Below are 22135 nucleotides of genomic sequence, written 5' to 3' on the forward strand. Positions count from 1 at the left end.
ATCAGGCTTCTCCTTTCTCGTCCTTGCCGATCACGATCTTGCTGTCGGTCAGGAACTGGTAGGGGGGAACATCGAGATTCTGCGGAGCCGGCTTGTTCTTGAAGACGCGCCCGGCGAGGTCGAAGGTCGACCCGTGGCAGGGGCAAAGGAAACCGGGATCAGTGCCGAGCTGAGAATTGGCACCGGGGCCGAAGGGGCCCGAAGGCGAGCAGCCCAGGTGGGAACAGATACCCACCACGACCAGGACGTCCTTGTGGTCTGCGCGCGAACGGGTTTCGTTCTTGCAGTACTCAGGCGTTTTCATGGTGAATGGCACGTCGGAATTGGGATCGGCCACCTCGCCGTCCGTCTTCTTCAGCGACGCCAGTTGTTCGTCCGTGCGCCGCATGATCCAGACTGGCTTGCCGCGCCATTCGACAGTCATCATCTCGCCTGGCTTCAGCGCGCCAATATCCGCCTCGACTGGAGCACCCGCGGCTTTGGCCTTCTCCGATGGTGCAAAAGTACTGACGAAAGGAACCGCTACCGCTACGCCTCCGACGCCGCCAGCGACGGATGTCGCGATCAACCAATTGCGGCGACCTTTATCCACGCTCTTCACGTCTTGCTGGTCACTCATTCCAAACCCCAGGGGAAGTCAATTTAGATTTTGCGTCAACCATAAAGTGTACCTTAGACACCAGCGCACTAGATAGGCAGAAAATGCCACGGCCATGCGCGATTATCGGACGTGCAACCCGGAAAGCGGCTTCGGTGCTTGCTTTCCGGTGAGTGATGCGGCAGGCTTCGAGCTTGAAACCGTTCATCGCTAGTGACAAGAAGGAGAACCCCCCATGGGCATGATCTCGGAATTCAGAACCTTCGCCGTACGCGGCAACGTGATCGACCTTGCGGTCGGTGTGATCATCGGCGCGGCATTCGGCAAGATCGTGGATTCAGTGGTCAACGACCTGATCATGCCGTTGGTGGGCCGCGTGATCGGCAAGCTGGACTTCTCCAGTATGTTCATCGTGCTGGCGGATCCCCCACCGGGAACACCCACTACGTTCGATGCCCTGAAGAAGGCCGGCGTGCCCGTCTTTGCCTACGGCAATTTCCTGACCATCGTTGTCAACTTCCTGATCCTGGCCTTCATCATCTTCCTGATGGTGCGTGCCTTTAACAGGATGCGCGCCGCGGAACCGGAAGCAGCGCCCGCCGCACCGCCTGAGGAAGTCGTGTTGCTTCGTGAAATCCGCGACAGCCTGAAGACCCGCTGATTGGTGCGCCATATGCGCGCCGAACCCGGAAGATAAAACGGCCCCGATGGGGCCGTTTTGTTTTGCGTCAGATCAGACGGGATTAGGAATATCGATAAACGTGTGGCGCAGGCCAAAGCGTTCGGCCACATGCTCGCCAAGCGAGCGGATGCCGTAGCGCTCGGTGGCGTGATGACCGGCGGCAAGATACGCCACGCCGCTTTCGCGCGCCAGGTGCGTGGTCTGCTCCGAGACTTCGCCGCTCAGATAGGCATCGACACCCGCGGCCACCGCGGCATCGAAATAACCTTGCGCCCCGCCCGTGCACCAGCCGACGGTGCGGATCATCTGGTCCGGCTCGCCGATGGCCAGCGGCTCGCGCCCCAGCACGCCACCAACGTGCGCGGCCAGCGCAGAGAGCGGCATCGGCGCGGGCAGCGTGCCGGTCCAGCCGAGCTGGTCGTCGCTGAAGCGGCCGGTCGGCGTAAAGCCGAGCTGCAGGCCGAGCTGGGCGTTGTTGCCGAACTCAGGGTGGTTATCCAGGGGCAGGTGGAAGGCGAACAAGTTGACGTCCGCGCCCAGCAGGCGCTTCAGACGCGCGTGCTTCTGCCCGACCACGCGCGCATCTTCGTTTTTCCAGAAGTAGCCGTGATGGACGAGGATGGCGTCGGCCCCCGCTTCGATCGCGGCATCGACCAATGCCAGGCTTGCCGTCACTCCCGTCACGACGTGTGTGACTTCCGAGCGACCTTGCACTTGCAGCCCGTTGGGACAATAGTCCTTGTAGCGGGAAACTTCCAACAGGTCGTTCAAGTACAATTCAAGCTCTTTTGTTTTCATTTTCTGCTCAAAACTCCAATATGTTGCGGCGCTTTTGGCTGTTCTTTGCCCAGGCTGTCACCGTCGTGCTGGCGGTCTGGTTCGTCGTGGCAACGCTCAAGCCTGATTGGCTGCAGAGGGGGCGCGTCGCGGTCCAGTCCGGTTCGCCCATCGTGGCGCTCAAGGAAGTCGTGCCCAACGTGTCCGGTCCTGCGGCCGAAGGGTCTTACAGCGAAGCCGCCCAGGTGGCCATGCCGGCGGTGGTCAATATCTTTACCAGCAAGAACGGCAACAAGCGCTCGCCCAACCCGCAGGCCGAGGATCCGTGGTTCCGCTTCTTCTTTGGCGACCGCCTGCCTGAGCGGCAGGAGCCGGTCTCCAGCCTGGGGTCTGGCGTCATTGTCAGCGCCGAGGGTTACATTCTAACCAACCACCACGTAGTCGACGGCGCCGATGAAATCGAGATCGCGCTGACCGACGGCCGCAAGGCCAACGCCAAGGTGGTGGGCTCCGACCCGGAAACCGACCTGGCCGTGCTCAAGGTGACGCTCAAGGACCTGCCCGCGATCACGCTGGGCCGGCTTGAGAACGTGAAGGTCGGCGACGTGGTGCTAGCCATCGGCAACCCGTTCGGCGTCGGCCAGACGGTGACGATGGGCATTGTCTCGGCGCTGGGCCGCAGCCACCTGGGCATCAATACCTTCGAGAACTTCATCCAGACCGATGCGGCCATCAACCCGGGCAACTCGGGTGGCGCGCTGGTGGATGCGCAGGGCAACCTGCTGGGCATCAATACGGCGATCTACTCGCGTTCGGGCGGCTCGCTGGGGATCGGCTTTGCCATTCCCGTGTCGACCGCCAAGCAGGTGATGGAATCGATCATCTCCACCGGCAGCGTGACGCGCGGCTGGATCGGGGTCGAGCCGCAGGACATGACGCCCGAGATCGCCGAATCGTTCGGCCTCGATGCCAAGGAAGGCGCACTGATCGCCGCAGTGGTCCAGGGCGGGCCGGCCGACAAGGCAGGCGTGAAGCCCGGCGATGTGCTGACCAAGGTGGATGGCTTGTCGATCACGGACACGACCGCGCTGCTCAATGCGATTGCCCAACTCAAGCCAGGCGTGGACATCAAGATGACCGTGATCCGCCGCGGCAAGGCAACGGACCTGACGGTGACGATCGGCAAACGGCCTCCGCCGCCGCGCCGCGCACTGCCGTTTGAAGAGGAAGAGTGAGGCTCGGCACGACACGGGCCTGAAGAAAGAACCCCGCCGCCTTGGCGGGGTTTTTTGTGCCCGGTGGCCAGGCAGCCCGCCGCGTCACGGTGATGCGACGGGAAACAATGGACCTGAGCGGCAGACACCGCGCCTCGATGGCATGGCGGCCCACATCAATGCCCGTGAGGGTCGTAGGCAGGGCAGCCCCTCGAATCCTGTCCACGTGCTGGCGGGCCGCAATCCGCGCCGGCAACGCCTTCCCGATCGTCAGCAAGACGAAGCAGAATTCCCTGCGCGCCGCGAGCCACCCGCTCCCCCTCCCTGCCCGGCTGCCGATGCGCAACATGACACGCGAAGCACGGCAACATGCACAACCCGGCCTGTGCCTGCTCTTGGCAGCCCCACAAGACAAGAGGCCGGCATCCTTACGGATGCCGGCCTCTTGGTTCAAGCCAATCCTAAGCGAGCTTACGCTCGCGTCAGATTAGAACTTGTGGCGCAGACCAACCACGGCGCCGAACTGGTTGTCACCTTCGCCGCTGGCGTTGGTGCTAACCTTGCCGAAGCCGTCCAGGCCCAGGTTGGAGTTGTTCTTGTTCAGAACGTAACCCAGGCTCAGGTAGGCATCGGTACGCTTCGAGAAAGCGTAGTCAGCCGAAGCCACGAAGCTCCACGGATCGCCCTTCTGGCCGCGGAAGTCTTGGTAGTAAGCAGCGCCGGTCAGCGACAGAGCCGGGGTCACTTGGTAGCCAACGCCCAGCCAGTACAGGTTCGACGATGCCTTGGCACCGGTGATAGCCTGGATGTTCTGGCCCTGGAACGGCAGCGCGCCCAGATCCACACCCTTTGCCCAACGGTAGCCAGCGTAGACCTTAGCCGGGCCGAAGCCGTACGAGCCAGCCACCGAAGCGCGGCGGATCGTAGCGTCCGGGTTCACGACCGTGCCCACGGCGTTTGCCGAAGCCAGGTTGACTTCGTCATAGGCAGCACCGACCGCGAACGGACCAGCAGCGTAGGTCAGGTTCGCGCCGAATTCACGGCCGAGCTTGGCCGAACCCGGGACTTCGCCCAGGGCGCCGGCGCCGGTGTTTGCACCAGCGCTGTACAGGGCGCTGGCGGTCAGGCCACCGAACGTGCCAATGTACTTGACCGAGTTGTCAGCACGGCTGGCGAAAGCGGCGTCCTGAGCGGTGATCGAGTACTTGTTCGAAATGGCCATCGGGTCGAACTGCAGACCGAAGTCATAGAACGGGGTCTGGTGACGACCCAGGCTCAGCTGGCCATATTGGCTAGCCAGACCGACGTAGGCTTGGCGGCCGAACAGGCGGTTGTCGTTACCCGACTTGCCGTCGTCCAGGTTGAAACCGCTTTCCAGCACGAAGACGCCCTTCAGGCCGCCGCCCAGGTCTTCCACGCCACGCAGGCCCCAACGGCTGCCCGACAGGTTACCCGAGGTCATGCGAACCACGTCGTGGCCATTCGGTTGGTTTTGCTGGTATTCGATACCGGCATCGACCACGCCGTACAGGGTTACGCTCGATTGGGCATAGGCGCCACCAGCGGCCAGAGCGGCGACGGCAGCAGCAAACAGTTTCATCTTCATATCGACACTTTCCTTGTCAACTGATTGGGAAATCTTGGTTGCCCAAGTACTTGGGCGACGCATTAACGTTCACGTCTGTTGCGTATTATGTGCCAGCCCCCCCGGCCGTCAGAAGGCTTTTTCGGCGTAAACCATGCCCACTGGCGGTTTTTGTTGTCGGGGAGCAACAGGAATGGGTAGAAAAATCCCCGTTTTGGTGCAAAACAGGGATGGCAGGCCGACAAGATCTCCTACCTCAGCCGAATTAGTCCGGCTGCGTTTCCCCTGAAGCGGTGGCTTCAGGTGCCGGGCGGCCCACAAAGCGCGCCAGCAGTAGTCCCAGTTCATAAAGCGCCACCAGCGGCACGGCCAGCAGCAGCTGCGACAGCACATCGGGCGGGGTCACGATGGCCGCGATGATGAACGCCCCCACGATTACATAGGGGCGGATCTGCTTGAGCTTTTCCAGTTCCACCACGCCAAAGCGCACCAGCACGATCACCACCACCGGCACTTCGAAGGTAATGCCGAAGGCCAGGAAGGTGGTCATGGCAAAGCTGAGGTACTTGTCGATGTCGGTCGACATCTCCGCCCCCAACGGGGCGTTGTAGTGCGCCATGAAATGGAACACCGTGGGGAACACCAGGAAATACGCGAATGCCACGCCGCACAGGAACAGGAAATAGCTGCTCGATACCAGCGGCAGGATCAGGCGCTTCTCATGCTGGTACAGGCCGGGCGCGACAAACTGCCAGATCTGGTACAGCACCCACGGCAATGCGATCAGGAAGGCCACCAGCAAGGTGACTTTCATCGGCACGAAGAACGAGCCGGTGACATCGGTCACGATCATCTTGCCGCCCTTGGGCAGCGACTCCATCAGCGGCGCGGCAAACAGGTTGAAGATGAGCGGCGCCCAGTAGACCAGGCTGACGAAGACCAGGATGATGCCGGCCACCGCCTTGACCAGGCGTTGGCGCAGCTCGACCAGGTGGGAAATAAAGGTTTCCTGCTGCGACTCGTCTTGCGGGTCTTGGGGATCTGGGGACCGGGTGTCGCTCATGGCGTGAACCGCTCAGCCGCGGGGGCTGGCAAGGTGGATCGATGGGGCCGCAACGCGGCGGCGCGCGAGTGCGACCAGGACTGCGGCCACGACGGCAGCGGCCGGAACGACGGCCGGCAAGGTGTTGCCGCGGCGCATGCTCACTCGAAGAAGGATCGGGATGGCCGGGTGACCGGCCGGTGGCGCTTGACCCGCGCCGCGCCTGACTGCACCCAGACGCGGACATTGTGCTGGCGCTTGAACCAGAGTGGGCGGGCGCCCTGCTTGACGCGCCAGCTCTTGCGCCCGTTGTGCGCCTTGTGGGCCGCATCCCAGCTTGGCACAAAGCCGCCACTGGCGTCGGCGCTGCCGCCGCTGGTTCCCTCGGCACCACCCAGGGCTTCGTTCAGCGCCTGGGTCTGCTCGCTGACTTCCTTGTGGATGGTGCGCTCGACATCGCGCGCGGCGTCCTCGAATTCCGTGCGCATCTTGCGCAGTTCTTCCAGTTCAACCTCGCGGCTGACCTCGGCCTTGACGTCGTTGATGTAGCGCTGCGCCCGGCCGACCAGCGCGCCCACCGTGCGCGCAACCTTGGGCAGCCGTTCGGGACCGATCACGATCAGTGCCACGGCGCCGATCAGCGCCAGCTTGGAAATGCCGAGATCAATCATGCGGACACATCATGCGGACAATATGCGGAAAAGCGCAGGCGCGGGACGACACGCGGGCAGCGAGGTTTGCGTAGAAGGGATGGCACACCGCCGGATTACTGCTGGCGGGTCTTTTCCTTGGCTTCGACGTCGATGGTGGTGGAGTCGCGCAGTTCCTTGGACTGGGCAGGATCGGCGGCCGCCTTGCCTTCGCCTTCCTTCATGCCATCCTTGAAGCCCTTAACCGCGCCGCCCAGGTCCTGGCCGATATTGCGCAGTTTCTTGGTGCCGAACACGAGCATGACGATCACCAGCACGATCAGCCAGTGCCAAATGCTAAACGAACCCATTTCTTGCTCCTGATGAAGCCGCGGGCGCAATCAGATATGCCCGGACCCGTTGTTCCGTCCCGTTATGGCCGCGCCGGGCGACGGTTGCCGGCGCAGCTTCTGCCCGGGGCGTTTCCGCCGCGGGCGCTCCCATGCCAAGGCTGCCCGGTCAGGGCAGCGGTGCCTTCCACGCGTGGCGCGGCCCACCCAGCACATGCAGGTGCAGGTGGTAGACCTCTTGCCCACCGTCCGGGCCGGTATTGATCACCGTCCGAAAACCGTTGGCACAGCCTGCCGCGCGCGCCAGTTCAGGCACCTTCAGCATCATTCTAGCAAGCACCGCCCCTTCGCCGGCGCCGCAATCGGCCAGCGAGTCGACATGCAACCTGGGAATAACCAGAAAGTGTACCGGGGCCTTGGGATGGATATCGTGGAAGGCCACCATGTCGTCGTCTTCATAGACCTTGCGCGACGGTAGCTGGCCGGCCACGATCTTGCAGAAGATGCAATTATCCTGAGCGTTCATGAAGATTTCATTGCGACGGCCGCGGCACCCGCTGTCACCTTCGCGCGCCCGGCCTGCCCGGCATCAGAACTGCTGATCCGGGTACATCGGCTTGCTGTCATTCAGGTACAGCCAGCCCTTGACGATACGATACAGCATCCACAGCGACAGCACGCCCCAGACCGCAAAGGCCAGCGGTATCAGCACGACTGTCGCAAACAGCACCCCGCCCAGCACGCCCCACACCACCGACCACCAGAACGAGCGGATCTGCCAGGCGAAGTGCGAGGCATAGAGCGAACCGCGCGCGTCGTCGCGCTTGACGTAGTCGATCACGATGGCGATCAGCGCGGTGATGCCGCCGGTCAGCCAGAAGATCGCATACAGGGCATACAGGATGTGCAGCAGCTTGCGCAGGCTGCTCAACTGTTCGCCGCTTGGAGTGGTGACTTGCCCGGTGTAGTCGTTCGCCATCATTGCCCTTGGTTGGAAACCTGCCTTGCGGGCAGGCGGAAGACCGGCCGGCGCCTGCGCCAGCTAGTCCTTGCGCCGGGCCTTTTCCTCGAGGCCAGACAGCCCCTCGCGCCGCGCGAGCTCGTTGACCACATCCGCCGGGGTCAGACCGAAGTTGGCCAGCAATACCATGCTGTGGAACCACAGGTCGGCCACTTCATAGACCACCTTGCCGGCCTCGGCGCCGCTCTGCCCGGCGGCGCGCGCGTCCTTGGCGGCCATCACGGTCTCGGTGGCTTCCTCGCCGATCTTCTTCAGGATGGCATCGTCGCCCTTGCTGAACAGGCGCGCCACGTAGGACTTGTCAGGGTCGCCGCCGTTGGCGGGCTTGCGCGATTCCAGCACTTCGGCCAGGCGCGCCAGGACATCATTGCTGCTGAGTTGGGTGTCGCTCATGGCTTGGTGTAGATCTGGGCAGGGTCCTTCAGCACCGGCTCGACCGTGTGCCAGTCGCCGGCTTCCACATCGCCCTCGAACTTCTGGAAGAAGCAGGAATGGCGTCCGGTATGGCAGGCGATATTGTCGATCTGGGTCACCTTGAGCAGCACCACGTCTTCATCGCAGTCCAGGCGGATCTCATGCACTTTCTGCACGTGGCCGGACTCTTCGCCCTTGTGCCACAGGCGCTTGCGCGAGCGCGACCAGAATACGGCCTCGCCCAGCTCCACGGTGCGCTGGAGCGCGTCGCGGTTCATGAAGGCGAACATCAGCACGTCATTCGAGCCGACTTCCTGCACGATCACCGGCACCAGGCCGTTATCGTCCCATTTGACCTTGTTGAGCCACTTCTTTGCCATGATCAGATCCGCACGGGAATGCCCTCGCGGGCCATGAATGCCTTGGCTTCGCCTACGGTGTGTTGGCCGTAGTGGAAGATGCTGGCGGCCAGCACCGCGTCGGCGCGGCCCTGGGTGATGCCGTCGGCCAGGTCCTGCAGGCCGCCGACGCCGCCCGAGGCGATCACCGGCACCGGCACGGCGTCGCTGACGGCGCGGGTCAGTTCCAGGTCGAAACCACTCTTGGTGCCATCGCGGTCCATGCTGGTCAGCAGGATCTCGCCGGCGCCGCGCGCGGCCATCTCTCGCGCCCATTCGACCGCATCCAGGCCGGTGGCCTTGCGCCCGCCGTGGGTGAAGACTTCCCAGCGCGGCGCTTCGCCCGGGGCGGAACTGCGCTTGGCGTCGATCGCCACCACGATGCACTGCGAGCCGTACTTTGCGGTCGCGTCCGACACCAGCTGCGGATTGGCGATGGCTGACGAGTTGACGCTGATCTTGTCCGCGCCGGCATTGAGCAGGCGCCGCACGTCTTCGACCGTGCGCACGCCGCCGCCCACCGTCAGCGGGATAAAGACCTGCGACGCCACATCCTCGATGATGTGCAGCATCAGGTCACGCCCGTCGCTGGTCGCGGTGATGTCCAGGAATGTGATTTCATCGGCGCCCTGCTCATCATAGCGGCGCGCGATTTCCACGGGATCGCCCGCGTCGCGCAGCTCGACAAAGTTGACGCCCTTGACCACCCGCCCGTTGGTCACGTCCAGGCAGGGGATGATACGTTTGGCTAGCATGAGATTCCTTGTCCGCCGCCAGTTCCGGCCTGGCGGCGGCTGCGCCCGCGGCGCGTTGCCTTATTGCCCGTCGCGCAGCTTGTCCGCCAGTGCCTGCGCGGCGGCAAAGTTGAGATCCCCGGAGTAGATCGCTCGGCCGCAAATGACGCCTTCGACACCTTCGCCCTCGACGGCGCAGAGGTTGTTGATGTCGGCCAGGTTGGACAGCCCGCCGCTGGCGATCACCGGAATCGACATCGATTGCGCCAGCTTGACGGTGGCATCGATATTGATCCCCTGCAGCATGCCGTCGCGGCCAATATCCGTGTAGATGATGGCCTCGACGCCGTAGTCTTCATACTTGCGTGCCAGGTCCGCCACCTCGTGGCCGGTCAGCTTGCTCCAGCCGTCGGTCGCCACCTTGCCGTCCCTGGCATCCAGGCCGACGATGATATGGCCGCCGAAGGCCGAGCAGGCGTCCTTCAGGAAACCGGGGTTTTTCACCGCGGCCGTGCCGATGATGACGTACGACAGGCCGTCATCCAGCCAGCGTTCGATGGTGTTCAGGTCGCGGATGCCGCCCCCCAGCTGCACCGGGATCTCGTCGCCGACCTCGGCGATGATGGCCTTGATGGCCTCCTCGTTGCGGGGCTTGCCCACGAACGCGCCGTTCAGGTCCACCAGATGCAGGCGGCGGGCGCCCTGCTCCACCCAGTGCCGTGCCATGGCGGCGGGATCTTCGGAAAAGACGGTGGCCTGGTCCATGTCGCCTTGTTTGAGGCGTACACACTGACCGTCCTTCAGGTCGATGGCCGGAATGAGCAACATATGCGTGACGAGCGTGGTTGAGTGATAGAGATTGAGCGAGACCGGCGCTGCCGGTCAGGTCGGGTCGATAGTCGATCGGAAACAGGTCGGGTGACGGGTCGAGTTAGCGGTCGATGATCGGTAAAAAAACGAATCGGGTCAGGGATTCCAGTGGACGAAGTTCCGGTACAGCTGCAGGCCCAGGGCCGCGCTCTTCTCGGGGTGGAACTGCGTCGCGAAAATATTATCGCGCGCTACCGCGCTGGTAAATACGACTCCGTATTCCGTTTCACCGGCAACATGGGCCGGGTCCTGCGCCTGCACATAGTAACTGTGGACGAAATAGAACCAGCTGTCGTCCGGGATACCGTCCCACAGCGGGTGCGGCCTGGCCTGGCGAACCCGGTTCCAACCCATCTGCGGCACCTTGTAGCGCGAGCCGTCGGGCTGCGTCATGCCGTCCAGCGCAAAGCGCACCACCTGGCCGGGCATCAGGCCCAGCGCCGGCGTACGGTCCACGCCGGCCCGGCTTTCGGTGCTGAACTGGAACAGCATCTGCTCGCCCACGCACACGCCCAGCATCGGCTTGCTGGCGGCGGCCTGCACCACCGCCTCCTGCAGCCCGGACGCGCCCAGCGCCGACATGCAGTCGGGCATCGCGCCCTGGCCGGGCAGCACCACGCGGTCGGCCGAGCGGATGCCTTCGGGGGCATTCACCACGCGCACGTCCGCTTCCGGCGCCGCGGCACGCAGCGCCTGCGCCACCGAGCGCAGGTTGCCCATGCCGTAATCCACAATTGCTATGGTAGTCATGATTTCAAAACAGGCAACAATGTCTTCAGCCCGTCCACAATGAATTCCACGGCCAGCGCCGACAGGATCAGCCCCATCAGGCGCGTGCCGATATTGATGCCGGTGCGGCCGATGACCCGGGCAATCGGGTCGGCCGCGCGAAACACCAGGTACACCACCGCACCGATCACCACGCCCAGGCCGACCAGGATCAGCAACTGGTACCAGTGCTGGGTCTTGCCGGCATAGACGATCACCGTGCTGATCGAGCCCGGCCCGGTCAGCAGCGGCAGCGCCAGCGGCACCACCGCGATGCTGGACTTTACCTCGGCCTCGTCCTCTTCTTCCGGCGTGGCCTTGGTGCGGCTGGTCTGCGCGTTCAGCATGTTCATGGCCATCATGATCATGATGAGCCCGCCACCCACCTGCAGCGACGCCACCGAGATATTGAAGAACTCGATGATCTGCTGCCCCAGCAAGGCCGACACCGCCACCACGATCGCCACCGAAACCGATGCGATCTTGATGGTACGCAGCTTTTCCGCTTCCGTCTGCAGGCTGGTCAGGCTGATGAAGAACGGGATCGCCCCGATCGGGTTGATCAGCGCCAGCAGCGAAATAAACGACTTGAGCGTATCCATCGGTTGCGGGTCGCCAGCATCGCTGGCCAGGTTCAGGCTTGGAAGGTCAGCGGGCGCCGCAACCAGCCGGCACGCCTACCGTGGTGGAAAGGTCAGAGCGTACCCTTGGTCGACGGGATCGTGTTCGCCGCGCGCGGGTCCAGCTCCACCGCCATGCGCAGTGCCCGGCCAAAGGCCTTGAACACGGTCTCGCACTGATGGTGGGCATTGATGCCGCGCAGGTTGTCGATATGCAGGGTCACGCCCGCATGGTTGACGAAGCCGCGGAAGAACTCGATGGTCAGGTCCACATCGAAGCTGCCCACGCGCGCACGCGTGAACGGCACGTGGAATTCCAGGCCGGGGCGGCCGGAGAAATCGATCACCACGCGCGACAGGCATTCGTCCAGCGGCACATAGCTGTGGCCGTAGCGGGTGATGCCCTTCTTGTCGCCGATGGCTTTTGCCACGGCCTGGCCGAGCGTGATGCCCACGTCTTCCACCGTGTGGTGGTCGTCGATATGCGTGTCGCCGGTGGCTTCGACCTCCAGGTCGAACATGCCATGCCGGGCGATCTGGTCCAGCATGTGGTCAAGGAACGGCACGCCGGACGCCAGTTTCTGGCGGCCGCTGCCGTCGAGATTCAGGGAAACGCGAATTTGCGTTTCCGAAGTATTGCGGGTGACCTCTGCAACACGCATGGTGTTAATCCTGCAGCGACGCTGCGAATGCCTCAAGGAACTGCGCGTTTTCTTCGGGGGTGCTGACCGTGACGCGCAGACAATTGGCCAGCAACGGGTGCATTTTACTCACGTTCTTGATCAATACCTTGCGGGCCAGCAGCCGGTCGAACGTCTGTGCAGCATCCGGCACGCGCGCCAGCAGGAAGTTGGCGGCGCTGGGGAACACCGTCACCCCCGCGTGGGCGGCCATGCCGTCGGCCACGCGGGTGCGTTCGGCGCGCAGCTGCGCGGCCTGTTCGTCCAGCACCGACACATGCTCCAGCGCGAACAGCGCTGTCGCTTCGGTCAGCACATTGACGTTGTAGGGCGGGCGCACCTTGTCGAGCTGCGACAGCCATTCCGGCGCGCCGGCCAGGTAGCCCAGCCGGATGCCGGCCAGGCCCAGCTTGGATACGGTTCGCATCACCAGCAGGTTGCCGAATTCCGTCAGGCGCGGCATCCAGCTGTGCTGCGCGAACGGCTGGTAGGCCTCGTCGACCACCACCAGGCTGTTGCAGACCTCGCCCTGGGCGGCGCGGACGATGGCCTCCATGTCGGCGGCATCGAACAGGTTGCCGGTCGGGTTGTTCGGGTAGGCCAGGTAAATGATGGCGGGCTGGTGCTCGGCCATCGCCGCCAGCATGGCGGCGCGGTCGAGCGTGAAGTCCGCGCGCAGCGGCACGCCGACGAACTGCAGGCCGGCGAACTGCGCCGACATCGCGTACATGACGAAGCCCGGCACCGGCGCCATCACCTTGGCGCCGGGCTTGGCCGCGGCCAGCGCCAGCATGCTGATGATCTCGTCCGAGCCATTGCCGAGCAACACATCCATGCCGGCGGGCACCTGCATCACGGTCTTCAGCTTCGCGCGCAGCGCTTCGCTGCTGGGCACCGGGTAGCGGTTCAGCGCAACCTCGCCCAGGCGCTCGGCCAGTTCGCGGCGCAGATCGGGCGGCAGCCGGTACGGGTTCTCCATCGCGTCAAGCTTGACCAGACCGTGCGAATCCGGCACGTGGTAGGCGCCCATGGCGCGTACGTCGTCACGGATGATGCGTTCGATCAGGGAGGGCTCTACGGCTGACATGGGAACTCCAAAGTTGGCTGCGTTATCAGGCAGCGTGGGTCAGTAGATCAACTGCGTTTGTTGAAACGATATTCCGCGCTGCGGGCGTGGGCCTGCAGGCCTTCGCCGTACGCGAGTTCGGCGGCGATCTGGCCGAGCATCTGCGCCCCGCCCTCGCTCACTTCGATCAGGCTCGAACGCTTCTGGAAGTCATAGACGCCCAGCGGCGAAGAGAAGCGCGCGGTGCGCGAGGTCGGCAGCACGTGGTTCGGGCCCGCGCAGTAATCGCCCAGCGACTCGCTGGTATAGGGGCCCAGGAAGATGGCGCCGGCGTGGCGGATCTTCTCGCTCCACTGGCGCGGGTTCTCGGCGGAGATCTCCAGGTGCTCGGGCGCGATCGCATTGGCGATCTCGCAGGCCTCTTCCATGTCGCGCACCTTGATCAGCGCGCCACGGCCGGAGATCGACGCGGCAATCACCTCGCGCCGCGGCATGGTGCCGAGCTGGCGCTGGATGCTGGCTTCGACGCGGGCGATATAGCCAGAGTCCGGGCACAGCAGGATCGACTGCGCCAGCTCGTCGTGCTCGGCCTGCGAGAACAGGTCCATCGCCACCCAGTCGGGGTCGGTGGTGCCGTCGCAGATCACCAGGATCTCGGACGGGCCGGCAATCATGTCGATACCGACGGTGCCGAACACGCGCCGCTTGGCCGCGGCCACATAGGCGTTGCCGGGGCCGACGATCTTGTCGACCTGCGGCAGCGTCGCCGTGCCGTAGGCCAGCGCGCCAATCGCCTGGGCGCCGCCGATGGTAAACACGCGGTCTACGCCGGCGATCTGCGCGGCGGCCAGCACCAGCTCATTGCGCACGCCACCCGGCGTGGGCACGACCATGATGATTTCCTTCACGCCCGCCACGCGCGCCGGGATCGCGTTCATCAGCACCGACGACGGATACGCGGCCTTGCCGCCCGGCACGTAGATGCCGACGCGGTCCAGCGGCGTCACCTTCTGGCCGAGCATGGTGCCGTCGGCCTCGGTGTATTCCCAGCTGTGGCTGCCGCATTCGATCTTCTGCTTCTCGTGGTAGGCGCGCACGCGCGCGGCGGCAGCCTCCAGCGCGGCGCGGCGCTTGGGCTCGAGGTCTTCGAGCGCGGCTTCCAGCTGCTGCTGCGACACCTCCAGCGCGCCCATCGACGACGCTTCCACGCGGTCGAAGCGCTTGGTGTATTCCAGCACCGCGGCATCCCCGCGCGCCTTCACGTCGGCCAGGATCTGCGCCGCGGCGCGATCGATGGCCTCGTCCTCGCCAGCCTCGAAGGCCAGCACCTGGCCCAGCGCCTCGGCAAAGCCAGGCTTGCTGGAATCGAGCCGGCGGATCGGCAGGTTTTCCATTTCGGTTGCGTTCATGACTACTTTCCTCTCAGTCGGCGCGGGCCTGGTGTGGCCTTACGCCAGCGCCGCCGAAGCTCGTTCGAATGCGTCGAGAATCGGCGCAAGCCGCTCGCGCTTGAGTTTGAGCGCGGCCTGGTTCACCACCAGCCGCGACGAGATCTGCACGATCTCTTCGACTTCGACCAGGTTGTTGGCGCGCAGCGTGCTGCCAGTGCTGACCAGGTCGACGATGGCATCGGACAGGCCCACCAGCGGACCCAGCTCCATCGAACCGTACAGCTTGATCAGGTCGACGTGAACGCCCTTTTTCGCAAAATGCTCGCGCGCCGTCTGCACGTACTTGGTAGCCACGGCCAGGCGCGCGCCCTGGCGCACCGCGTTGGCGTAGTCAAACCCGGCCGGCACCGCCACCGACATGCGGCAGCGCGCGATGTTCAGGTCGATCGGCGCGTACAGGCCGGCCATGCCGCTTTCCATCAGCACGTCCTTGCCGGCCACGCCGAAGTCGGCGGCGCCATATTGGACGTAGGTCGGCACGTCCGAGGCGCGCACGATCACCACGCGCACGGCCGGGTCGGAGGTCGGCAGGATCAGCTTGCGCGAGGTCTCGGGGTCCTCGGTGACGCGGATGCCGGCGGCTTCCAGGAGCGGCAGCGTCTCGGTGAAGATGCGGCCCTTGGACAGCGCCAGCGTCAGCTGGTTGGGCGATGCGTTGAAAGTGGGGCTCATCGGACTTCCTCAGGCAATGCGGCGGATCTTCGCGCCCACTGCCGACAGCTTGTCTTCCATGCGGTCGTAGCCGCGGTCCAGGTGATAGATGCGGTCGATCACGGTCTCGCCATCGGCCACCAGGCCGGCGATCACCAGGCTGGCCGAGGCGCGCAGGTCGGTCGCCATCACGTTGGCGCCCGACAGGCGCGGCACGCCGTTGACCACCGCGGTATTGCCTTCGACCGCGATGTCCGCGCCCAGGCGGTTCAGTTCCTGCACGTGCATGAAGCGGTTTTCGAAGATGGTCTCGGTCACGCGCGCGGTGCCTTCGGCCACGGCATTGAGTGCCATGAACTGGGCCTGCATGTCGGTCGGGAAGGCCGGGTACTCCGAGGTGCGGAAGCTCACGGCCTTCGCGCGCTGCGGCATCGCCAGGCGGATCCAATCGGCGCCGGTCTCGAGCTTTGCGCCGGCTTCGCGCAGCTTGTCGAGCACGGTGTCGAGGATGTCCGGCTGCACGCCGCGCAGCACCAGGTCGCCCAGCGTCGCGGCGGCGGCGCACAGGAAGGTGCCGGCCTCAATGCGGTCGGCGATCACGCTGTGGCTGGCGCCATGCAGGCGCTCCACGCCCTGCACCACCAGGCGGTCGGTGCCGATGCCTTCGATCTTCGCGCCCATCTTGACCAGCAGGTGGGCCAGGTCGGTCACCTCGGGCTCGCGCGCGGCATTTTCCAGCACGGTCTCGCCTTCGGCCAGCGTGGCAGCCATCAGCAGGTTCTCGGTGCCGGTCACGGTGATCATGTCGGTGACCACGCGCGCGCCCTTCAGGCGCTTGGCGCGGGCATGGATAAAGCCGTGTTCGATGCTGATCTCCGCGCCCATCGCCTGCAGGCCCTTGATGTGCTGGTCGACCGGGCGCGCGCCGATGCCGCAGCCGCCGGGCAGCGACACGCGGGCCTCGCCGAAGCGGGCCACCAGCGGGCCCAGCACCAGGATCGAGGCGCGCATGGTCTTGACCAGCTCATACGGGGCCTCGAGCACGTTGACGTCGGCGCCGTTCAGGGTCACGCGGGCGCCATCCAACTCGGCCTGCATGCCCATCTGGCGCAGCAGCTTGAGGGTGGTGCGCACGTCCTGCAGGTTCGGCACGTTGTCCAGCGAGACGGTATCCGCCGTCAGCAGGCCCGCGCACAGGATCGGCAGGGCGGCGTTCTTGGCGCCCGACACGCGGATTTCGCCCTTCAGCGGGCCATTGCCGTGGATCTGGAATTTGTCCATGTTCTGTCGTCTGGAGCCGGGCACGCGCCCGGCGTCATGGTTCTGGGGCCGCGCGGGTGGCGCGGCGCATATTGGCGGGGCTTACTTGCCTTCGCCCGCCTGCCACTCGGCAGGCGTCAGCGTCTTCATCGACAGCGCGTGGATCTCGGCACGCATGCGGTCGCCCAGCGCGGCATAGACGCGCTGGTGGCGCTGGATCAGCCGCTTGCCTTCAAATTCGGCGCTGACGATGGTGGCAAAGAAGTGCTGGCCATCGCCCTCGACTTGCAGATGTTCGCAGGGCAGTCCTTGGGCAATGTAATCCCTGACTTGTTCCGGTGTAGGCAGCATGGGGTTCTCTTCAGCGTGATTCAGTATGGCCGGCCACAGTTCAGTGGCGCAGCTTGTATCCGGACTTCAGCAAGCGCAGCGCCAGCGCGGCCAGCACCACGAACGCCGATCCGACCACTGCCAGGCTGAACAGCGGCGACACGTCCGAGACGCCGAAGAAGCCATAGCGGAAGCCGTCGATCATGTAGAAGAACGGATTGGCATGGGACACCGCCTGCCAGAAGGCGGGCAGCGAATGGATCGAATAGAACACACCGGACAGGAAGGTCGCCGGCATGATCAGGAAGTTCTGGAACGCGGCCAGCTGGTCGAATTTCTCGGCCCAGATACCGGCGATCAGGCCCAGCGTGCCGAGGATGCCCGCACCCAGCAGCGCAAAGACGAGGATCCAGGCCACATAGGCAAAATGCAGGTTGGCAAACCACGCCGTCACCAGCAGCACGCCCAGGCCCACGGTCAGCCCGCGGATCACCGAGGCCACCACATAGGCGCCGAACATCTCCCAGTGCGACAAGGGCGGCAGCAGCACGAACACCAGGTTGCCGGTGATCTTGGACTGGATCAGCGATGACGAGCTGTTGGCAAACGCGTTCTGCAGCACGCTCATCATCACCAGGCCGGGCACCAGGAAGGCGGTGTAGCTGATCTGGTCATAGACCTTGACCCGGTCTTCCAGCACATGGCCGAAGATCAGCAGGTACAGCACCGCGGTCAGCACCGGCGCGGCCACGGTCTGGAAGCTGACCTTCCAGAAACGCAGCACTTCCTTGTACAGCAGGGTGCGGAAACCCACCAGGCCGCCCACGGCCATCGGCCCAAGGCCGGTGTCGTCCAGGACCTCGATATCGCCAGGCTGCTTCATGCCACGGCCTCCATCGCCGGATCGGGCAACGCACCGGGCATATGCCCCTCGCGGCGCATGATCTGCACAAATACGTCCTCGAGGTCGGCCTTGTTGATTTCCATGTTTTCGATGTCACAGTCCGCTTCGCGGCAGGCGGCCAGGATCGGTTCAACCGCCTGGTAGCCCGACAACCGCAGGCGCACCGCGCGCTCGCCGGGGTTGGCCGGCATGCGCAGCGGCTCCAGCGCCGGCGGCAGGACGCCGCGCGCAAAGGTCAGCACCAGCTGTAGCCCGGCAAACTGCGTCAGCAGGTTGCTGGTGCGGTCCAGCGTCACCACTTCGCCGAACTTGAGCATGGCGATGCGGTCGCACAGGGCCTCGGCCTCTTCCAAATAGTGCGTGGTCAGGATGATGGTGTGCCCTTCCCGGTTCAGGCGCGAGATGAACTTCCACAGCGTCTGGCGCAGTTCCACGTCCACACCGGCGGTGGGCTCGTCCAGCACGATAACCGGCGGGCGGTGCACCAGCGCCTGCGCCACCAGCACGCGCCGCTTCATGCCGCCCGAGAGCTGGCGCATATTGGCGTCGGCTTTCCCGGTCAGGTCCAGGTTGGCCATGATCTCGTCGATCCAGTCATCGTTGCGGGTCAGGCCAAAGTAGCCCGACTGCAGCCGCAGCGTCTCGCGCACCGTGAAGAACGGATCGAACACCAGCTCCTGCGGCACCACGCCCAGCATACGCCGGGCCATCCGGTAGTCGGCGACGACATCGTGACCAAGCACACTGACGCGGCCGGAATCGGCGCGGTTCAGGCCGGCGAGGATCGAGATCAGCGTGGTCTTGCCGGCGCCGTTGGGCCCGAGCAGGCCGAAGAATTCGCCGCGTTCGACGGTGAAGCTGACGCCCTTGAGCGCCTGCAGGTTGCGGTAGCGCTTGCGAACGTCGTGGATTTCAATGGCTTTCATGGCCGATTGTTTGTGGCGGGTCCGGCTTTTTCGGGGCCGGCCGCCGGGAATTGGGGAGCAACTGCGTGCCCGGACTTCCTGGCCCGGCGTGGCATGAACCGGTAACAGGCGGGGGGATGGGCGAACAACCCGGAATTATAGGGGATGCGGGGAGGGTCCCGCTTGATCTGCCCCCAGGGGCTCGGCGACCGCGCAGGGCCGTCGCCGCGGCATCGCGGGCGGCCGCCGTGCTGGCGACCGGCGATGCCGGATCAATGTCGGTGGTGGTGCCCTTGCGGCGCGGCCGCGGGGGCCAGGCCCAGCAGGCCGTCCACGCCGTACAGGCTGGCCAGTTGCGACAGCTGCGGCGGCACGCCGCGCAGCGACAGCGCCTGGCTGCGCGCGGCGGCGGCGCGGTTCCATGCCAGCAGCACGGCGACCGCAGAGGAATCCACCTGCGCCAGGCCGGTGCAGTCGACCTGCACCTCGCCCTGCGCCACGCGTGCCAGCCCGTCACGCAGCACGGCGGCGGCGTTCTGGTTGGTCAGCGAGGTGCCTAGCGAGAGCATGGATGCGTGGCCTGGGGATCGGTAGCTTGAATACGGTGGCAAAAACGACGACTCCCGCACATCGGGCGGGAGTCTGTGCCGCGAACGGCCATTGTAGAGCAGATCGGCGTGCCGTGCTGCATTGCAGCGGCGCACCGTTGGGCACGCGCGCCTCAGCTCTTGGCGCTGGCCAGCTGGCGGTTGCGGTCCTGCAGCGTCTTGATCACGCCCTCGACGCCCTGCTGGCCGACGATGGTGTTGAAGCTGCCCTTGTAGGCTTCGGTCAGCCAGGCGCCCAGCACGTTGATGTCATAGACCTTCCAGCCCTGGGCGGTCTTTTCCAGGCGGTAGTCCATCTGAATCGGCTCGCCCTTGTTGACGACCTGGGTGCGGATGGTGGCATCAGTATCGTCAGCCGTGCCGCGGTACGGGCGGTACTGCACGGTCTGGTCGCGGATCTGGGCGATGGCGCCGGCATAGGTGCGGATCAGCAGGGTCTTGAACTCCTCGGTGATCTGCTTCTGCTGCTCGGGCGTGGCCTTGGACCAGTTGCGGCCCATGGCGATCTGCGTGGTCTTCTGGAAGTTGGCGTTGGGGATGATCTTCTGCTCGACCAGCGCGGTGATCTTGGCGATATTGCCGGCCTGCATGTCCTTGTCGGCCTTGACGGTCGTCATCACGTCACTGACCACGGCCTTGACCAGCCCGTCCGGGGTCGCTGCGTCCTGGGTCGCCACTTGGGCGTGCGCCGTGCCTGCGAAGGCAACTACCGTAAGGAAGGGGACCAACAGTCGCTTTATCATGGATTTTCCTTCTTTATCAAAGACATTTTTCGCCGAAGGCGAACTGGCCGGGCGCCATTGGCTGGCGCGCGGCCTTGCGGTGATTGGAACATAAGCGAGGAGCGGTGGTTGCCCCCACAAGCGCCTTTTCCGCTACTTATAAACAAATTGTTTCAGCCCTCACAGGGCATTCACAGCCTGGCGCGGGCCCTGGAGCCGCCCGCGCCACGCAGAGTCAGCGGATACGAACACCCGGCACGATCCGCTGCATCGGATCCATGGGCGGTATCGGCAGGCTCTGGCTCTCAGGCTGCAGGTCGCCCGGGGGCGTCTGCGCAGGCTGCGCCGGGGTGGCGGCCGGGGCCGAGGCGTCGGCCGGCGGCGCGGCGGGTGCCGGTGCCGGTGCCGGTGCCGGTGCCGGTGCCGGTGCCGGTGCCGGTGCTGCAGGCTGCGCCGGCGTAGCGGGCGTAGCGGGCGTAGCGGGCGTAGCGGGCGTAGCGGGCGTAGCGGGCGTAGCGGGCGTAGCGGGCGTGGCAGGCTTTTCACCTTCGGCCCCGCCAGGGGCTTCAGGGCGCGCCGCCGGCGCCTCCGGGGCGCTGTCTGCATCCTCGTCGCCTTCCGGCGGGTTGCCGTCGTAGACCAGGTACTGGCGCCGCTGCAGGTAGGAATCGCGCATGAACGAGTACTTGTCCAGCGCCGCCTGCTCCAGCAGGTTGCTCGCGCCCAGCAGCTGCGCCCGGCCGGCGACGATGCGCACGCCGGTCAGCGAGTTGCGCAGCGATACCGGATAGAAATAGGCCGATGGATCGAAACTGCGGTCCACCAGCATGCCGCCGGTGTCACGCACCGTGCTGGGCCCGAACAGCGGCAGCACCAGGTACGGCCCGGGCGGCACGCCCCACACGCCCAGCGTCTGGCCGAAGTCTTCCTTGTACTTGGGCAGGCCGGCCGGGGTGGCGATGTCGATCAGGCCGCCGATCCCCAGCACGGTGTTCATGGCCACGCGCATGGTGTCCTCTGCGGCGCGGGCGGGCTTGCCCTGCAGCAGGTTGTTCGCCGCCGAGTAGACATCGCTCACATTGGAGAAGAAGTTCTCCACCGCGCGCTGCACCGGCGTGGGCATGTAGTCGGCATAGACCTGGGCCACCGGGCGCAGGATGCCCTTGTCGAAGTCCTCGTTGATCTTCGCGACTTCGCGATTGAACGGCTCCAGCGGATCTTTCGGATTGGCGGTGGGGCCCGTGGCGCAACCGGCAAGCACGGCCGCGGCAGCCACCGCGGCCAGGCCCTTGCAGAAGGATGGGGCAACGCTCATTTGAGGTCCCCTGCCGGCGCCGGTGCGCTGGCACCGGCGGACGCACCGCCGCCGGCATCTGCCGCCTTGTTGTACAGGAACTGGCCGATCAGGTTTTCCAGCACCACCGCCGACTGCGTCATGATGATGCGTCCGCCTTCGGCCAGCATGGCGGTGTCGCCGCCGGCTTCCAGGCCGATGTACTGCTCGCCGAGCAGTCCGGATGTCAGGATCTTGGCCGAGGTGTCCTTGGGAAACTGGTAGCGCTTCTCCAGGCTCATCTCGACGGTGGCCTGGTAGGTCTTGTCGTCGAAGCGGATCGCCGCCACGCGGCCGACCACCACGCCCGCGCTCTTGACCGGCGCGCGCGGCTTGAGCCCGCCGATATTATCAAAGCGCGCCTGCACGCTATAGGTGTCCTGGAAGGAAAAGGCGCTCATGTTCCCCGCCTTGAGGGCCAGGAACAGCACGGCGACAAAGCCCGCCGCGACGAATAGCCCCACCCAGAAATCGAGTGCATTCTTTTTCATTGGAATCTCTTTCTTCAACCCCGTAGTGTTCT

General features: G+C 65.0%; 28 protein-coding genes. 2 read left to right on the top strand and 26 right to left on the bottom strand.

Translation table 11 applies throughout. The annotated features are described in order from the left end of the window. Position 1: 1 nt before the first annotated feature. Positions 2-619: a ubiquinol-cytochrome c reductase iron-sulfur subunit gene (gene petA / locus AC1Q7H_RS16150; protein ID WP_013958189.1), complete on the bottom strand. Its 618-nt coding sequence runs from the start codon at positions 617-619 to the stop codon at positions 2-4. A gap of 214 nt (positions 620-833) precedes the next feature. Here petA and mscL point away from each other — a divergent pair, with 214 nt between their 5' ends. Further along, positions 834-1259, top strand: a complete 426-nt coding sequence (gene mscL / locus AC1Q7H_RS16155; RefSeq protein WP_153955127.1) for a large conductance mechanosensitive channel protein MscL — start codon at positions 834-836, stop codon at positions 1257-1259. A 72-nt stretch (positions 1260-1331) separates the two neighbouring features. Here the strand turns inward: mscL and AC1Q7H_RS16160 are convergent, their stop codons facing one another. Continuing rightward, the gene (locus tag AC1Q7H_RS16160) at positions 1332-2078 is read right to left on the bottom strand and encodes a Nif3-like dinuclear metal center hexameric protein (protein WP_013958190.1); all 747 of its coding nucleotides are present in this window, start codon (positions 2076-2078) and stop codon (positions 1332-1334) included. Between the two features lie 20 nt (positions 2079-2098). On the opposite strand from AC1Q7H_RS16160, the gene AC1Q7H_RS16165 reads away from it, so the two are divergent. Then, positions 2099-3292, top strand: coding sequence for a Do family serine endopeptidase (locus tag AC1Q7H_RS16165; protein ID WP_013958191.1), 1194 nt, complete (start codon positions 2099-2101; stop codon positions 3290-3292). Positions 3293-3758: 466 nt separating this feature from the next. Here the strand turns inward: AC1Q7H_RS16165 and AC1Q7H_RS16170 are convergent, their stop codons facing one another. The 24 genes from AC1Q7H_RS16170 to mlaD all read right to left on the bottom strand — a co-directional run bounded on the left by AC1Q7H_RS16170 (position 3759) and on the right by mlaD (position 22103). After that, positions 3759-4877: a porin gene (locus tag AC1Q7H_RS16170; protein WP_041228196.1), complete on the bottom strand. Its 1119-nt coding sequence runs from the start codon at positions 4875-4877 to the stop codon at positions 3759-3761. 244 nt (positions 4878-5121) lie between these two features. Beyond that, a complete protein-coding gene (tatC, locus tag AC1Q7H_RS16175; protein WP_153955126.1) occupies positions 5122-5919 on the bottom strand; it encodes a twin-arginine translocase subunit TatC in 798 nt (265 codons plus the stop codon). Between the two features lie 140 nt (positions 5920-6059). After that, a complete protein-coding gene (gene tatB / locus AC1Q7H_RS16180; RefSeq protein WP_013958195.1) occupies positions 6060-6569 on the bottom strand; it encodes a Sec-independent protein translocase protein TatB in 510 nt (169 codons plus the stop codon). A 95-nt stretch (positions 6570-6664) separates the two neighbouring features. Further along, entirely contained in the window at positions 6665-6898 is a 234-nt protein-coding gene (gene tatA, locus AC1Q7H_RS16185) for a Sec-independent protein translocase subunit TatA (RefSeq protein ID WP_013958196.1), read from the bottom strand. Positions 6899-7046: 148 nt separating this feature from the next. After that, positions 7047-7403 carry a histidine triad nucleotide-binding protein gene (locus AC1Q7H_RS16190; protein ID WP_013958197.1) on the bottom strand — a complete coding sequence of 119 codons (357 nt, stop codon included), beginning with the start codon at positions 7401-7403 and terminating at the stop codon, positions 7047-7049. A gap of 63 nt (positions 7404-7466) precedes the next feature. After that, positions 7467-7859 carry a DUF4870 family protein gene (locus tag AC1Q7H_RS16195; protein WP_041228198.1) on the bottom strand — a complete coding sequence of 131 codons (393 nt, stop codon included), beginning with the start codon at positions 7857-7859 and terminating at the stop codon, positions 7467-7469. 60 nt (positions 7860-7919) lie between these two features. After that, positions 7920-8291, bottom strand: coding sequence for a phosphoribosyl-ATP diphosphatase (locus AC1Q7H_RS16200; protein ID WP_013958199.1), 372 nt, complete (start codon positions 8289-8291; stop codon positions 7920-7922). Beyond that, on the bottom strand, positions 8288-8692 hold the full coding sequence (gene hisI / locus AC1Q7H_RS16205; protein ID WP_013958200.1) for a phosphoribosyl-AMP cyclohydrolase: 405 nt from the start codon (positions 8690-8692) through the stop codon (positions 8288-8290). Before hisI ends, AC1Q7H_RS16200 begins: the two co-directional genes overlap by 4 nt. Positions 8693-8694: 2 nt before the next feature. Then, complete coding sequence (hisF, locus tag AC1Q7H_RS16210; RefSeq protein ID WP_013958201.1) at positions 8695-9465, bottom strand: imidazole glycerol phosphate synthase subunit HisF; 771 nt, start codon at positions 9463-9465, stop codon at positions 8695-8697. Between the two features lie 60 nt (positions 9466-9525). After that, a complete protein-coding gene (gene hisA / locus AC1Q7H_RS16215; protein ID WP_153955125.1) occupies positions 9526-10272 on the bottom strand; it encodes a 1-(5-phosphoribosyl)-5-[(5-phosphoribosylamino)methylideneamino]imidazole-4-carboxamide isomerase in 747 nt (248 codons plus the stop codon). Between the two features lie 138 nt (positions 10273-10410). Next, the gene (gene hisH / locus AC1Q7H_RS16220) at positions 10411-11064 is read right to left on the bottom strand and encodes an imidazole glycerol phosphate synthase subunit HisH (protein WP_013958202.1); all 654 of its coding nucleotides are present in this window, start codon (positions 11062-11064) and stop codon (positions 10411-10413) included. Further along, complete coding sequence (locus AC1Q7H_RS16225; protein WP_010812329.1) at positions 11061-11684, bottom strand: YchE family NAAT transporter; 624 nt, start codon at positions 11682-11684, stop codon at positions 11061-11063. The genes hisH and AC1Q7H_RS16225 overlap by 4 nt, the downstream gene beginning before the upstream one ends. Positions 11685-11776: 92 nt before the next feature. Then, positions 11777-12364, bottom strand: coding sequence for an imidazoleglycerol-phosphate dehydratase HisB (hisB, locus tag AC1Q7H_RS16230; protein WP_013958203.1), 588 nt, complete (start codon positions 12362-12364; stop codon positions 11777-11779). Between the two features lie 4 nt (positions 12365-12368). Further along, on the bottom strand, positions 12369-13469 hold the full coding sequence (gene hisC, locus AC1Q7H_RS16235; protein ID WP_013958204.1) for a histidinol-phosphate transaminase: 1101 nt from the start codon (positions 13467-13469) through the stop codon (positions 12369-12371). Between the two features lie 47 nt (positions 13470-13516). Beyond that, complete coding sequence (gene hisD, locus AC1Q7H_RS16240) at positions 13517-14857, bottom strand: histidinol dehydrogenase (RefSeq protein ID WP_492381474.1); 1341 nt, start codon at positions 14855-14857, stop codon at positions 13517-13519. 39 nt (positions 14858-14896) lie between these two features. Then, a complete protein-coding gene (gene hisG, locus AC1Q7H_RS16245; RefSeq protein ID WP_010812333.1) occupies positions 14897-15571 on the bottom strand; it encodes an ATP phosphoribosyltransferase in 675 nt (224 codons plus the stop codon). Positions 15572-15580: 9 nt separating this feature from the next. Further along, positions 15581-16831, bottom strand: a complete 1251-nt coding sequence (gene murA, locus AC1Q7H_RS16250; RefSeq protein WP_013958206.1) for a UDP-N-acetylglucosamine 1-carboxyvinyltransferase — start codon at positions 16829-16831, stop codon at positions 15581-15583. Between the two features lie 81 nt (positions 16832-16912). After that, on the bottom strand, positions 16913-17161 hold the full coding sequence (locus AC1Q7H_RS16255) for a BolA family protein (protein ID WP_010812335.1): 249 nt from the start codon (positions 17159-17161) through the stop codon (positions 16913-16915). 40 nt (positions 17162-17201) lie between these two features. Then, positions 17202-18023: an ABC transporter permease gene (locus AC1Q7H_RS16260; RefSeq protein WP_371827378.1), complete on the bottom strand. Its 822-nt coding sequence runs from the start codon at positions 18021-18023 to the stop codon at positions 17202-17204. Continuing rightward, the gene (locus AC1Q7H_RS16265; protein WP_153955121.1) at positions 18020-18970 is read right to left on the bottom strand and encodes an ABC transporter ATP-binding protein; all 951 of its coding nucleotides are present in this window, start codon (positions 18968-18970) and stop codon (positions 18020-18022) included. Before AC1Q7H_RS16265 ends, AC1Q7H_RS16260 begins: the two co-directional genes overlap by 4 nt. A gap of 251 nt (positions 18971-19221) precedes the next feature. Further along, entirely contained in the window at positions 19222-19560 is a 339-nt protein-coding gene (locus AC1Q7H_RS16270; RefSeq protein WP_492378267.1) for an STAS domain-containing protein, read from the bottom strand. A 110-nt stretch (positions 19561-19670) separates the two neighbouring features. Next, positions 19671-20300: an MlaC/ttg2D family ABC transporter substrate-binding protein gene (locus AC1Q7H_RS16275; protein WP_013958209.1), complete on the bottom strand. Its 630-nt coding sequence runs from the start codon at positions 20298-20300 to the stop codon at positions 19671-19673. Between the two features lie 214 nt (positions 20301-20514). Further along, the gene (locus AC1Q7H_RS16280; RefSeq protein ID WP_492381475.1) at positions 20515-21594 is read right to left on the bottom strand and encodes an MlaA family lipoprotein; all 1080 of its coding nucleotides are present in this window, start codon (positions 21592-21594) and stop codon (positions 20515-20517) included. Then, the gene (gene mlaD / locus AC1Q7H_RS16285; RefSeq protein WP_153955118.1) at positions 21591-22103 is read right to left on the bottom strand and encodes an outer membrane lipid asymmetry maintenance protein MlaD; all 513 of its coding nucleotides are present in this window, start codon (positions 22101-22103) and stop codon (positions 21591-21593) included. The genes AC1Q7H_RS16280 and mlaD overlap by 4 nt, the downstream gene beginning before the upstream one ends. Positions 22104-22135: the final 32 nt, after the last annotated feature.

This window comes from Cupriavidus sp. GW823-FHT06D04 (genome assembly GCF_058795055.1).